11 protein-coding genes and 1 tRNA gene are annotated in these 12,887 nt (G+C 60.7%); 10 read left to right on the forward strand and 2 right to left on the reverse strand.

The features are described from left to right. The 7 genes from D3M59_RS10315 (at position 1) to D3M59_RS10345 (ending at position 7,349) form a co-directional block, all read left to right on the forward strand. Entirely contained in the window at positions 1-291 is a 291-nt protein-coding gene (locus D3M59_RS10315; RefSeq protein ID WP_119533574.1) for an accessory factor UbiK family protein, read from the forward strand. Beyond that, positions 288-791, forward strand: coding sequence for a type III secretion system chaperone family protein (locus D3M59_RS10320; RefSeq protein WP_119533575.1), 504 nt, complete (start codon positions 288-290; stop codon positions 789-791). Before D3M59_RS10315 ends, D3M59_RS10320 begins: the two co-directional genes overlap by 4 nt. Positions 792-795: 4 nt before the next feature. Beyond that, positions 796-1,611, forward strand: coding sequence for a pyrroline-5-carboxylate reductase family protein (locus D3M59_RS10325; RefSeq protein ID WP_119533576.1), 816 nt, complete (start codon positions 796-798; stop codon positions 1,609-1,611). A gap of 28 nt (positions 1,612-1,639) precedes the next feature. Beyond that, positions 1,640-2,527: a branched-chain amino acid aminotransferase gene (locus D3M59_RS10330; RefSeq protein WP_119533577.1), complete on the forward strand. Its 888-nt coding sequence runs from the start codon at positions 1,640-1,642 to the stop codon at positions 2,525-2,527. A 101-nt stretch (positions 2,528-2,628) separates the two neighbouring features. Then, complete coding sequence (locus D3M59_RS10335) at positions 2,629-4,986, forward strand: putative bifunctional diguanylate cyclase/phosphodiesterase (RefSeq protein WP_119533578.1); 2,358 nt, start codon at positions 2,629-2,631, stop codon at positions 4,984-4,986. A 68-nt stretch (positions 4,987-5,054) separates the two neighbouring features. Next, positions 5,055-5,129: transfer RNA gene (locus D3M59_RS10340), tRNA-Gln, on the forward strand. A gap of 315 nt (positions 5,130-5,444) precedes the next feature. Then, positions 5,445-7,349 carry a TIR domain-containing protein gene (locus D3M59_RS10345; RefSeq protein ID WP_119533579.1) on the forward strand — a complete coding sequence of 635 codons (1,905 nt, stop codon included), beginning with the start codon at positions 5,445-5,447 and terminating at the stop codon, positions 7,347-7,349. 120 nt (positions 7,350-7,469) lie between these two features. Here the strand turns inward: D3M59_RS10345 and D3M59_RS12130 are convergent, their stop codons facing one another. After that, positions 7,470-7,643, reverse strand: coding sequence for a hypothetical protein (locus D3M59_RS12130; RefSeq protein ID WP_158582005.1), 174 nt, complete (start codon positions 7,641-7,643; stop codon positions 7,470-7,472). A 300-nt stretch (positions 7,644-7,943) separates the two neighbouring features. Between D3M59_RS12130 and D3M59_RS11960 the strand changes: the two genes are divergently transcribed. Beyond that, entirely contained in the window at positions 7,944-8,132 is a 189-nt protein-coding gene (locus tag D3M59_RS11960; protein ID WP_147416743.1) for a hypothetical protein, read from the forward strand. A 46-nt stretch (positions 8,133-8,178) separates the two neighbouring features. Here D3M59_RS11960 and D3M59_RS10355 read toward each other — a convergent pair whose 3' ends face one another. Continuing rightward, positions 8,179-10,086: a potassium transporter Kup gene (locus D3M59_RS10355; RefSeq protein ID WP_119533581.1), complete on the reverse strand. Its 1,908-nt coding sequence runs from the start codon at positions 10,084-10,086 to the stop codon at positions 8,179-8,181. Positions 10,087-10,290: 204 nt separating this feature from the next. On the opposite strand from D3M59_RS10355, the gene D3M59_RS10360 reads away from it, so the two are divergent. Next, positions 10,291-11,571: a DUF4118 domain-containing protein gene (locus D3M59_RS10360; RefSeq protein ID WP_158582006.1), complete on the forward strand. Its 1,281-nt coding sequence runs from the start codon at positions 10,291-10,293 to the stop codon at positions 11,569-11,571. Between the two features lie 302 nt (positions 11,572-11,873). Beyond that, positions 11,874-12,692 carry an alpha/beta hydrolase gene (locus D3M59_RS10365; RefSeq protein WP_199662493.1) on the forward strand — a complete coding sequence of 273 codons (819 nt, stop codon included), beginning with the start codon at positions 11,874-11,876 and terminating at the stop codon, positions 12,690-12,692. Positions 12,693-12,887 lie beyond the last annotated feature (195 nt).

A 12,887-nucleotide genomic window follows, 5' to 3' on the forward strand; every position in this document is an offset into this window, starting at 1 on the left:
ATGCAATCGCAGAACCGGATTTTCGACGATCTCGCCAAGATGATGAACGGCGTTGCCGGGACCATGGCAGGGATGGGCCGCGAGGCAGAATCCTCGATGCGCGAGAAAATGCGCGAATGGGTGGGCGGCATGGACTTTGTCAGCCGCGACGAATTCGAGGCGGTGAAGGCAATGGCCGTTGCCGCACGCGATGAGAATGAGCAGCTGAAAGCTCGCATCGCCGCACTCGAAGCGGCAGCGACGCCCAAGGCCAAGCCGGCCAAGACCTCCAAACCGGGAGCCGCAAGCTGAGCGACGCTTCTGAAAACGACGAACGCGACGACGGCGCGCCAATCGAGATCCTCGAACAATATTTCGAGGCGCGGGGCTGGGCGTGCGAGCGCACAGGCGACGGAGAGATCATCGCTTCTGCGACCGGGAGCTGGGCGCAATATGAACTTCGAGGCGTCTGGCGCAGCGAGGACCAGGTCCTGCAGTTCCTTGCCTTTCCCGACATCAAGGTCGGCGTCGAGAAGCGGGCCGCGATCTACGAGACGCTAGGGCTCATCAACGAGCAGCTGTGGCTGGGTCATTTCGAACTTTGGTCGGGTTCAGGGTTGATCGTGTTCCGCCACGCTGCGCTGGTGGGTGAGGGTGACACGATGAGCTTCGAGCATGCAGAAGCGATCAGCGAAGCTGCAATCGAGGAATGCGAGCGCTTTTACCCGGTGTTCCAGTTTGTGCTCTGGGGCGGCAAATCACCCAGCGAGGCCATCTCGGCGGCATTGATCGACACCGCTGGCGAAGCCTGACGTCATGACGCCAGCGTTTCCCACGCCCGCTTGGTTGGTCGGCTGCGGGAATATGGCGGGCGCCATGGTCGAGGGGTGGCGGAGAGCCGGCGCGGACTTTTCCGGCGTGACAGTCATCCGCCCGAGTGGGACGCCGGTCGACGGCATCCGCACCGTCACGACCTTGCCCAACGAGACGCCGCGCTTTGTCATGCTGGGCTTCAAGCCGCAAAAGCTGGACGAAGTTGCACCGTCGCTGGCGGCCAAGTGTGGGCCTGACACTGTTGTCGTTTCACTGCTTGCCGGCGTCGAAGTTTCCAGCCTTCGTGCGCGCATTCCGTTGGTTCGGGCAATCGTCCGGGTGCTGCCGAACCTGCCGGTCGCAATTGGCGCGGGTGTCCTTCCCGTCCACGGCGATGGCGATGCGGTCCACGAGGTGGTTGAGTTGCTGCGGCCGCTCGGACTGGTCATAGCGACTGAGGAAGAAGACGGACTCGCCGCGATCGGGGCTATTGCCGGTGCCGGGCCAGCCTATGTCGCGCGTTTCGCGGATGCTCTTGCTGAAGCGGGCACTGCGAACGGTGTCGAGGGCGACGCATTGGGGATTGCGCTGCAGACGCTTGTGGGCACAGCCGCACTTATGCAGGCGACCGGCGAGAACGGTCGCCAACTTTCCAAGCGGGTGGCTAGCCCCGGCGGAACAACCGAAGCGGGTTTGGCGGTCCTTGAGGAGGATGGCGCGCTATCCGGCCTGGTAGCCCGTACAATCGAGGCTGCAATCCGGCGGGGCAGGGAGCTGGCCCAAGCGGCCGCCATTGACCGGCCCGAGCGCCTCGCCTAGCGCCGCATCAACTTTCAAGAGGATAGATATGGCGGACGTGCGCAGCTTCGATGATCGTGACGGTTGGATCTGGATTGACGGCAAACTTGTCCCGTGGCGCGAAGCGAATGTGCACGTTCTCACCCACGCGATGCACTATGCCTCTTCGGTTTTTGAAGGGCAGCGCGCCTATGGCGGCGTGATCTTCAAGCTCTCCGAGCACAGCGCGAGGCTTCGTAAGTCTGCAGAGATCCTTGGCTTCGAACTGCCTTGGACAGTCGAGGAAATTGACGCGGCCTGTAACGAAGTGGTGAAAGCGAACGGCTTCACCGATGCCTATGTCCGTCCGGTTGCCTGGCGGGGCTCCGAGCAGATGGGCGTTTCGCCCAAGGGCACCAAGCCCCACCTTGCCATTGCGGCGTGGGAGTGGGGCAAATATTTCGCGCCGGAGATCGCAGCGAAGGGTTTGCGCCTCGACATCGCTCCGTGGCGCCGTCCGGCTCCTTTTACTGCACCGGTGCATTCGAAGGCGGCGGGGCTTTACATGATCGCGACGCTTTCAAAGAAGCATGCGGACGAGCGCGGCTATGACGATGCGCTGATGTTCGACTGGCGCGGCCAGGTGGCGGAAGCGACCGGGGCAAATGCCTTCTTCATCAAGGAAGGTCAGCTGATTACGCCGACGCCGGATTGTTTCCTCAACGGCATCACTCGCCAGACCGTCATGGACCTCGCTCGCCGCCGCGGCGTCGAGGTCATCGAACGGGCGATTTGGCCGGAGGAACTCGAAAGCTTCGAACAGATGTTCATCACTGGCTCTGCAGCCGAAGTGACCTTCATCCAGTCGGCTGGCCCATGGAACTTCGAGATCGGAGACCTCTCGCGCCAGTTGGCAAAGGACTATGACGATCTGGTCAATCGCCGGCTAAACTACTGAGGCCAAGACGCTCATTTCGGGCGATTCATTGTTTCTTCGCTTTCTAGTCGCTATCCATCCCACTGCCGCAATTCTTTCAAGGGTGAGTGGGTCGGTAGCGAGTGGCGGGGGCGTCAGTAACTTCTACCAATTATCGCCGGGATAAGGCGCGCAAGCTTCGCTCGCGCGACATCCTGTCGTTGGCCCGTCCGCGCGACTGGGTTTCCCGCGCCGTGCGTCAGGCGCAGCTCGATGCCCTCGTGCGCCTCGTTCCGGCTACCGTCGCCGTCCAGATCCTGACCGCCGCCGTGCTAGTTATCGGCCTTCGTGGTTCGATTGATAATCTGCAGCTCGGACTTTGGTTTGGGACCGCCTTGTTGCTCTGCTTCTTACGGGGCATTCGTGCGGTCAGGCTTCGAATTGATCCGGAATATGCGCAAGCTCACCCGGCGCGACTGGGCACGATCTGCTTGGTCATCACAATGCTTGCGGCCTTGTGGTTAGTGCCGCCGTTATTCTGGTTTGACGCGGCCCCGCCGTCAGAAAAGATCTTCATGTGCGTATTGATTGCTGCCCTTTTAAGCGCAGGCAGCATTACGCTGGTGTCGCTGCCGCAAGCCGCGATGATCTACATCGCGATCGTCACAGTGGGGTGCGCAACCCTGGCGCTGAAATTCGACAGTATGGCGATGTTCATGCTGACCTTTGTTTATGCAGGGGTCCTCGCGCTGAACGTGTTGAGCAGTGCACGCCAGTTCATCCTTCACACCCGCGACCGGATCGAGCTCAAGGAACAGGGCGAGATCATCAAGCTCCTGCGTGAATTCGAAGCATCGGGCTCGGGCGGCCTCTGGGAGTTGAACGGCTCGCTCAGGTTGACGAAAATGTCGCCTGAACTGCTCTCTGCCATTGGTTTTACTGAGGACGAAGTCATCGGGCGCCCCTACCGCACTTTGCTTGACCCGGCCGACCGCATCGCCGGCCTGTCGACCGGGATGCGCAGCCTGTTCACCGACCTTGAAGAAGGAAATGCCTTCAAGGATCGAGCCGTGCCATCCAGTAATCGCGAGCGTTGGTGGTCTCTGTCGGGCAAGCCGATGTTCGATGAGCGCGGCCTTTTGGTCGGCTGGCGTGGCGTTGCCTCGGACATCACAGAGGCGCGTCTGACGGGCAATGACTCGGTCCGTGCCGCGCGGACCGACCCGCTCACCGGGCTCGCTAATCGCCTGCTCGTCCGCGAGCTACTTGAAGAGGCGGTCATGCGCCAGTCCGAAGGGCTGGATGGCTGCGCGTTGTTCCTGGTCGACCTCGACCGGTTCAAGCTCGTGAACGATACGCTGGGACATGCCATCGGCGATCAGCTTTTGGTCGAAGTTGGGCAGCGGTTGAGCAAGGCCGTGGACAGCGGCGGGCGCGTTGGCAGGATCGGCGGCGACGAGTTTGCCATCATCTGGCACGGCCCTACAGAACGGGCCGATCTCGCCGCCGTCGCAGAAAAGATAATCGCTGAGCTGTCGAAGAGTGTTTCGATTGGGGCTGCGAACCTGCACATTGGCGCAACAATTGGAATTGCCGTGTGCCCGTCGGACGGGCTTCGCGAAGAACAGCTCATGCGCAGCGCGGACTTAGCGCTGTACCGTGCAAAGGAAGCGGGACGGGGCGGCCATGCCTTCTTTGAGCGCTTCATGTTCGATGAAGCCGAAGACAACCGCTTGCTGGAGCAGGACGTCCGCGAAGCCCTGAGCAGCAACGGGCTGACGCTCGCATACCAGCCAATCATCGATGCCTCGACTGGGGAAATCGTAGCGCGCGAGGCCCTTTTGCGCTGGCGTCACCCCCGACGGGGCGACATTCCGCCCGACCAATTCATCCCGATCATCGAGGATGCCGGTCTGATCCATCAGATTGGCGATTGGGTGATCCGGGAAGCCTGCGCGCAAGCAGCGCGATGGGACAGCCGGATGCGGGTTGCAGTCAATATCTCCGCCGCACAGTTGTCGGGGGCAGGGCTGTCCAAGACGGTGCTTGGAGCATTGGCCTCATCGAGACTTGAGCCTAGCCGGCTTGAGCTTGAGGTAACCGAGAACGTCTTCCTGGGCGACGACGCCGCGACCCTGACGTCTCTAGAGCGCCTGCGCGCGCTGGGCGTCCGCCTTGTTCTCGACGATTTCGGCAAGGGATATAGCTCATTCGGCTATTTGAGCCGGGCTCAATTCTCAAAGATTAAGATCGATCAGAGCTTCGTGCGGGGAGCTGCTGAAGGCTCAAAGGACTGCGTGGCGATCGTCCACGCCATATTAGCGTTGGCGCGGGGTTTGGGGGTCGAGACGACTGCCGAAGGCGTGGAAACGGAGGCTCAGGCCGAGGTCATGCGTTGCCTTGGCTGTGCGCAGCTCCAGGGCTTCCATTTCGGTCGGCCGGTGCCTGTGGAAGAGTTTGCAGGCGCCGATGAGGCTGTTCGTCACCGCCGCTCCGCCTAACCCCTTTTCTTGCGCGTCGCAGCGGCTATAAGCCGCCCCGCGAACGCCCGGCTTCACGGGTGGCCTGCTGGGGCGTCGCCAAGTGGTAAGGCACCGGTTTTTGGTACCGGCATTCGCAGGTTCGAATCCTGCCGCCCCAGCCAGCACTTCGGCATCGCCGAGAGCTGTCATACGAAAAAGCCATCGGCTTGGGTTAGCGCGCATCTCAGCGGAGCAACGACCGCCTCCCATGATCAGCAGGACGCCAAACGTCTGAATTCCGCCTCTCGGTCAATGTTGGGCCGGCTAGCGGGTTCCCGGGAACTGACTTCGTCCCGAGGCGGATTCCGTTCAAGAACAGCCACTGCCACGTTGCACGACCGTGAGAGCTTTGGGCCGTCGCAGACCGCGAATGCCGACGGCGTTGCAGTTGGCTGCGGAGGCCCTCATACTCGCTTTACCGCAACGTGGGGTCAGCAATGTCCGGTGGGGCTTGCGACATCTTTATATCCTATAAGGCCGAGGATCGCTCTCGGCTGAAAGTTCTGGTTGACGCGCTCGAGGCGGAGGACATGAGCGTCTGGTGGGACGCGCGGATTGGCGGTGGTGCTCACTGGCGGGAGGAAATCGAACAGCACCTAGATGCCGCCCGTTGCGTCATAGTAGCGTGGTCGAAGCGCTCCGTCGGTCCCGAAGGGCATTTCGTTCGCGACGAGGCTTCCCGCGCGATGCGGCTCGGCACCTATCTCCCCATCCGCATTGACGCCGTCGACCCGCCGCTCGGCTTTGGGGAGATTCAGGCACTCGCATTGCAGGGCTGGAAGGGCAAGATAGACGATCCGCGTTTTCAGAACCTTTTGAAGGCGGTGCGAGCGCGGGTCAGCGGTAAAGACGGAAGTTGTCTACCTCCAACGAGTGAAGGCCCCAATTTTCGCCGTCGAACCTTAATCGCCGGGGCTGTTGGGATCGGAGCCGTGGCGGCAACTGGCAGCGGCTGGCTCCTGCTCCGGTCAGACGGTAAGGGCCCGAAACGCATTGCGGTTCTGCCGTTCACCAACATGTCGAATGATCCTGAGCAGGCTTATTTCGCCGAAGGCATTACCGAAGAACTGCGCTCGGCCCTTTCGCGGATTGGGTTGGAGGTGATCGGCCGCACTTCCTCGACCACAGTAGCCGAGCTGGATAGCAGGACGGCAGCCGCGCGCCTCAAAGCAGCTTATCTACTGACGGGAAGCGTCCGCCGCTCCGCCGATCTCATCCGCATTACCGCTCAACTCGTTGACGGACGTGACGGCGTCCAACGCTGGGCGCAGAGTTATGATCGTGCAGCAGGCGACGCGATCCGTGTTCAGACTGACATTGCCGCCAGCGTTGCCCGGGCCCTGAGCATCGAAATCGGCCGGAGCGGCCAATCAGCGCTTACGCTTGGTGGCACAGCCGATAGCCTTGCCCAGGATATGATGTTTCGCGCCCGGCAGGCTCGGGTCACGGCCGGAAGCCGGGCTGAGTTCGACCAGGCACTGCGGCTGGTAGATGGCGCAATTGCTCGTGATCCCAATTACGCCAGCGCGCATGTTGAGCGGGCGATGGTGCTCATCACCATCACCGAGAATTTTCCGGCGGACCCGGCATCACGCCGACTGGTCGCCGCGGCAGAAGCGTCCGCGCGGCAGGCGGCAAGGCTGGCTCCCGGGCTCGGAGCTCCCCACGTCGCACTCGCCAGAATTGCCTATAATCGCCTCGATCTCGCAGGAATCATCCGAGAGACAAAGACGGCGCTGGCTCTTTCGCCAGACGACACTGACGTACTGCTTGAGGCTGCAACGACCATGGCGACGTTCGGCCGGAGCGAAGAAGCGCTCCGGCTCTCTGATCGATTGCTCGCCCTCGATGGTTTGGCCGCTCGATCCTACGCCCGCCGGAGTCTCGTGATGCTGCTGGCGCGCCGCTACCGGGAGGCGATTGACGCCGTTCGCCAAGCCGAAGCCATCGCTCCGGGCAATCCGGCGCGCTTCGCTACGGCTGGGGACGCTTGGCTGCTTCTCGGACAACCGGAGCGTGCAAGGACCGAATATGCCCGAATGCCTGCAGATGACTATCTTCGGATGACCGGGGAAGGGATGATCGCCGCGCGTGCCGGAGACAAGAGGGGAGCGGAGCGAGCTATTGCACGTCTGACCGAGGCCTACGGTTCCGCCGTTGCTTATCAAATCGCGGCAATCAACGCCCAGAGCGGCGAACGTGACCGCGCTTTTGCCAGGTTCGATCAGGCGTTGTCATTGAAGGACCCGGGGTTGGTGGGCCTCACGACTGACCCGTTCCTTGATCCGATCAGGGATGACCCGCGCTATGCCGTGCTAGTTCAGAAACTGAGGTTCCCATGAACCTGCGCAACGTCAGCTTTGCGCCCATTCGGGTCGCTCAGACAAAGCCATTGCGCACCCTAAAGTAGACGTTCGTTCAGTTTCGCCATACGTCTGCGATCGGCCAGATCGAGCCTTGAGCTATTTCTTGCCGCCTGTCTTGGCGGTCGGCCCCGAATGTGGCCCGTAATGAAGGATTTCGGCCTTGCTCATGTCGAGCTGTCCGAGGAAGAGATTGCGCTTATGGATCTCCGCCGCGGTCGCGCGGCCGAGGCGGAGGTCTTCGCGATCCTTTTCCCGCAGGGCCTGCTTCATCGCAGCGCGTGCCTTCGGGTCAAACCTTCCGATTTCGGACTGAGGCTTTGGGTCGTCGGCCATCCCTCACATTAACGACTGACCGACTGCGGAGCTAGACTGCTCTGTTTCAGACGGTCCGCTAACGGCCAGGAAGCGACAGCAAGGCTGCCAGTCGCTAGCGGGCCGAGCTACGGCCGTGACGGGTAAGAAGCAGACCGGTCTCAGCCGCATCATAAATTCCTCACTAGGAAATCATGACTTCACGTCTGGCAGCGCCCACCATGCAGATGGTTGAGACAGCTGAGGGAGATCAACGACGTGAGCACCACGCGCAACTACGTGCTAGCGGCCTATACCATACTTCTGGGCATTCTTGCCCTCGTTGGTTGGCTGTACATAGGACATGCAGACGATGCTCCTGGGGCAGGAGTGATCGGCTTCATATCGCTGCTGTCTTCGTTGGTCGTGGGCTATCGGATTGCGCGAGCCAAACCGCAGGGAAGATGAAGAGCGACGACAGCCAGTGCGGCGCAGATCATTTCATTGAGCATCGTTAGATTTCCAACTGACTGCCAAGCTCGACAACGCGATTGGTTGGAATCTTAAAGAACTCCATCGCGCTTTCGCTATTCTTGTTCATCCAAGCGAACAGCCGCTCCCGCCACAGCGCCATTCCGGGTCGTTTCGTGGCGATCAGCTTCTGGCGACCAAGGAAGAAGCTGGTCGTCATCATGTTGAAAGGTCCGCCTGCCATCGAGGTCGCCGCAAGGTCTCGCGGCACGTCAATATCATCCATGAACCCGTATCGCAGGATGATCCGATTGAATCCTTCGGCGTGATGCGCAACTTCCGACCGATTTTCACGCGGATAGTGCGGCACCTCCTCGATCTGAACCGTTAGGATGACCACCCGTTCGTGCAGCACCTGGTTATGCTTGATGTTGTGCAGCAGCGCCGATGGGATGGTTTCCGCGCTTGAAGCCATGAACACCGATGTGCCGCGGATGCGATGGAGCGAATTAGCGGTCGATTTGATGAAAACTTCCAGCGGAAGTGCACCTTCAGCCAGCCGCTCGCGCATGATCCGCCGCCCGGCCGCCCACGTGGTCAGCACGACGAACACTACCGTCGCGACCAGCAGAGGGAACCAGCCGCCATCGAGGAACTTGGTGAGGTTCGAGGCGAAGAAGGCCGCGTCCACGACAAAGAATAGCCCGATGACGCCGCCGGCAAGAACCGGATGCCATTTCCAAACGCGGAACAGCACCACTGCCATCATGCACGTGGTGATGAACATAGTGCCGGTCACCGAGATGCCATAGGCCGAGGCAAGACGCGTGGATTCACCAAATCCGAGCACCACGACGACGACGAGCAGCAGCAGCGTCCAATTGACGATCGGGATATAGATTTGCCCGACTGCCTTGGCGCTGGTGTGCAGCACGGACAACCGTGGAAGGAAGCCGAGCTGGATCGCTTGGCGAGTTACCGAGAAGGCGCCGGATATCACCGCCTGACTGGCGATGATTGTCGCCAAAGTGGCAATCCCGACGAGCGGGAGGCGCGCCCATTCGGGAGCCATCAGGTAGAAGGGATTTCGCACTGCTTCCGGTTCGACCAGCAGCAGCGCGCCTTGCCCCAGATAATTTAGCATAAGGCAGGGGTAAACCAGCGTCAGCCAGCTGATGCCGATCGCCTTCCGGCCAAAGTGGCCCATGTCGGCATAAAGGGTTTCTGCGCCGGTCACCGCCAGAAACACCGATCCCAATGCAAGGAAGGCCTTGGTCGGATCGATGAAGAAGAAGTTCAGCGCCCAATAGGGGTTCAGTGCAGCGAGGATGTTGGGATGCGCTACGATGTTGACGACACCGAGCGTTGCCAGGGTCGCGAAATAGATCAGCACGATCGGACCAAAGATGGCGCCGACTTTTGCGGTGCCGCGCGACTGGATCAGGAACAGTCCAACCAAGATGCCGATCGAGATGGGAAGGATCAGCGGCGCAAGTCTCGCCTCAGCGACGGCCAAGCCCTCGACGGCCGACAGGACCGAGATGGCTGGAGTAATGATGGCGTCACCGTAGAACAGTGCGGTGGCTAGGACGCCCATGATCACCAAGCTGGCGGTCCACTTACCTCCTTCGACGGTCCGCGAAATCATCGCTAGCAAGGCAAAGGAGCCGCCCTCGCCCTTGTTATGGGCGCGCATGGTGATAGCGACATATTTGACCGTCACGACGAGCATTAATGACCAGAAGATCAGCGAGAGCACGCCATAGACGTGCGGTGCATCGACCGCGAGCGGATGCGGGCCGATGAAGCTCTCCTTCATTGCGTAGAGCGGTGAAGTGCCAATGTCGCCGAATACAACACCGATGGCGCCGAGCATCAGGGCGGGCAGCGACTCGTTTGGCGCGTGCTTGGCTTCGGAAGCCGCGTTGGCCGTAACATTTATATTGTTCATGTTATCTGAAGTGGCGGCGCGGGGCATAAAGATTCCATGTGGAATTCATGACCGAGCCGTTAGGAAACCATCGGAACTAGGCCGGAAAACCTCGACGAACGGCGATGCCGGGCGCATTTGATCGGCATGGCAGACGCTCCATTCATTCGGCCCACGCGACGCGGTTCCACCGCCGGAGGTCGCATCCGGCCGTATGCAGAAACCATGGCCATGGTTGCCGCCTCCACCTTGGTCGGAATGCTGATTGCTCCGCGCTGGGGTAATTCGGCCGTCGACCTACTTTATCTTCCAGCGGTGCTTGCAGCGGCGGGCTTCTATGGATTGGCCCCGGGCATCCTCGCGGCGATCAGCTCGGCCCTTGCATTCAATTTTTTCTTCACCGAGCCTTTTCGAACCCTACACATCGACAGCGCCCCAGATGTTGCCACCGTCATTTTCCTGTTCCTAGTGGCGCTGGTCACCAGCCAGCTGGCGGCGCGAATGCAGGCCGAGAGGCAAGCTGCTCGAAGAAGCGCTTCGCGCAATGCGACGATTGCCGGACTGGCTCGGCAGCTGTTGTCATGCTCAAGTGACGAGGAGATCGCGACGGTCGCCTGCCGCGAGCTTCGCAATCTTTTCGATTGCAACGCGGTCATGATGGCGGGCGTCCCGGAGCCGCTTTCTGTCGCGGCCAGTCCTGCTCACTCTATACTGACCCCAAGTGACATCGGCGCCGCTGCCTGGGCGATCCAGTCCGGGGAACCGACCGGACGAGGCGCGCGCTCGGTCATCGTGACGGAATGGGTTTTCTACCCGGTTCGATCCGGCACCGCCGTGCTCGGTGCAATTGGGCTGGCGCGTGATGATGGCACCCGGCCGGTGCCAGCCGACCAGCTGGATTTGCTCGGCAATCTTCTCGATCAGGTTGCACTTGCGCTCGAACGTGCGCGCTTGGAGTCGGAGGCGCGAGACTTCGCCCGCGTTCGCGAAAGTGACCGGGTCCGTTCAGCGCTGCTGTCGTCTATTGGCCAAGATCTCGAACCGCATCTCGCAAGCTTGTCCAGCGCAGCGAAGGCGATTCAGCGCGGCGGGTCAGACGCGAAGCCCCTAGTTTCCGCGATCGGCTCGGAAGTGTCGAAGCTTCAGCGCTATCTATCCAATCTCCTCGAGATTGGGCCGGAGGCCGATCAAGTGCCGCTCCAATCAGGCGATGTGACCATCGACCTTTTCAGGCGGATCGTGACTAGGAGCGGCAAACAAATCCGCTTGGCACCGAAGGAATATGGCGTGCTGGCAGAGTTGGCGAAGCACCCCGGCCGCGTGCTCACTCACACCCACCTTCTCAGGGCTGTTTGGGGTCCTGCGCAGGAAAAGCAGACCGAATATCTGCGCGTAGCGGTACGTGGCTTGCGCCAGAAACTGGAAACGGATCCAGCGCATCCGGTAATTATCATCAATGAACCAACCGTCGGCTATCGCCTGGTGGTTCCAATCCAATGCCCGTAATGGATCGCTGCCTGTCGTAACGTCAAATGCTGAATGAACGGTCGGAAACGGGACGCCGGCGGCGTGAAACAGTACGGAGGCTGAGCGTGGTGAAAGGCGGACATTTCGCGTCTCCGCTGATATAGCTGCCCTGGATGGGGGGCCTTATGCGCAAATGGCTCATAGGATTGCTGGCAGTCTTAGCCGTAGTCTCAATTTCGTTCTTGGTCAGTCCCTGGCCCAGCATTCTTCTAGTTCGTGCCGTATTTGACCGTGGCGCCGCGGAAGCCTCACGGAAGCTGGAGCCTTACTTGCCCTCCTCGGTGGTTACAGCCACTCACCGCTATGATCCGGCGGACCCCAGCGCGGCGCTTGACATCCATCGTGCAGTTGAAGGGGCAAAGGGGCCGACGGTCGTTTGGGTGCACGGTGGCGGCTTCGTGTCCGGGCGGCGAAGCGATATTACCAACTATGCGAAGGTTCTCGCCGGACATGGCTTCACGGTGGTCAACGTCGATTACACAATTGCGCCGGAAGCCCACTATCCGGAACGCGTCCGTCAGGTGAACCAAGCCTTGGCCTATCTGAGCCGGGAAAGTGAGAAGCTGGGAGTGAATTCCGCCCACATGGTTTTGGCTGGCGACAGCGCGGGTGCTCAAATAGCTGCTCAAAGCGCGGCGATCATCACTAATCCTGCATATGCCAAGCTTGTAGGTATTCAGCCAGGAATTCGGCCAGAGCAGTTGGCCGGAACTCTGCTTTACTGCGGCGTCTACGACATCTCCGGCATGGGGCACGGTGGCGGAATCTTAGGATGGTTCGTTCAATCGGCAGGGTGGGCGTACAGCGGCAAACGTGATTGGCGGGACGACGCGCAGTTTCGCACCATGTCTGTGGCACCGCACCTCAACAGCGCATTTCCACCCGCTTTCGTTAGCGCGGGGAACGCTGATCCGCTTGGACCTCAATCCGTGGCCATGGCGCAGGCTCTAAAACAGGCGGGAGTCGCGGTCGAGACGTTGTTCTACCCGAGCGACTATACGCCGCCGCTGGGCCACGAATATCAATTCGACCTCACTAGTGAGGCCGGTAGGATGGCCCTCAAAAAGTCGGTGACATGGTTGCGACAACTACCACGCTAATTGTCTGCTTCGGGTCGCTGTCGGTCATCCGGCGAATACCTGAACGAATGACCGGCTGCGGCCTATTTTTTAGAGCGAGCCTTGCCGGTCGTCTCGGATCGAGGACCGAAGTGTAGAATTCGAATACGTGTCGTACTGTCAAGACCACCTAGGAAGAGGTTTCGCTGGTGGATTTCCTTGGCAGTCGCACGACCT

The sequence above is a fragment of the Sphingomonas edaphi genome, from assembly GCF_003583725.1.
Classification (GTDB): domain Bacteria; phylum Pseudomonadota; class Alphaproteobacteria; order Sphingomonadales; family Sphingomonadaceae; genus Sphingomicrobium; species Sphingomicrobium edaphi.

What these genes read in the sequence shown, in the direction of transcription:
- D3M59_RS10315 (WP_119533574.1), top strand. Translation starts at nt 1, where the DNA reads ATGCAATCGCAGAACCGGATTTTCGACGATCTCGCCAAGATGATGAAC.
- D3M59_RS10325 (WP_119533576.1), top strand. Translation starts at nt 796, where the DNA reads ATGACGCCAGCGTTTCCCACGCCCGCTTGGTTGGTCGGCTGCGGGAAT.
- D3M59_RS10330 (WP_119533577.1), top strand. Translation starts at nt 1,640, where the DNA reads ATGGCGGACGTGCGCAGCTTCGATGATCGTGACGGTTGGATCTGGATT.
- D3M59_RS10345 (WP_119533579.1), top strand. Translation starts at nt 5,445, where the DNA reads ATGTCCGGTGGGGCTTGCGACATCTTTATATCCTATAAGGCCGAGGAT.
- D3M59_RS12130 (WP_158582005.1), bottom strand. Translation starts at nt 7,643, where the DNA reads ATGAAGCAGGCCCTGCGGGAAAAGGATCGCGAAGACCTCCGCCTCGGC.
- D3M59_RS10355 (WP_119533581.1), bottom strand. Translation starts at nt 10,086, where the DNA reads ATGAACAATATAAATGTTACGGCCAACGCGGCTTCCGAAGCCAAGCAC.
- D3M59_RS10360 (WP_158582006.1), top strand. Translation starts at nt 10,291, where the DNA reads ATGGCCATGGTTGCCGCCTCCACCTTGGTCGGAATGCTGATTGCTCCG.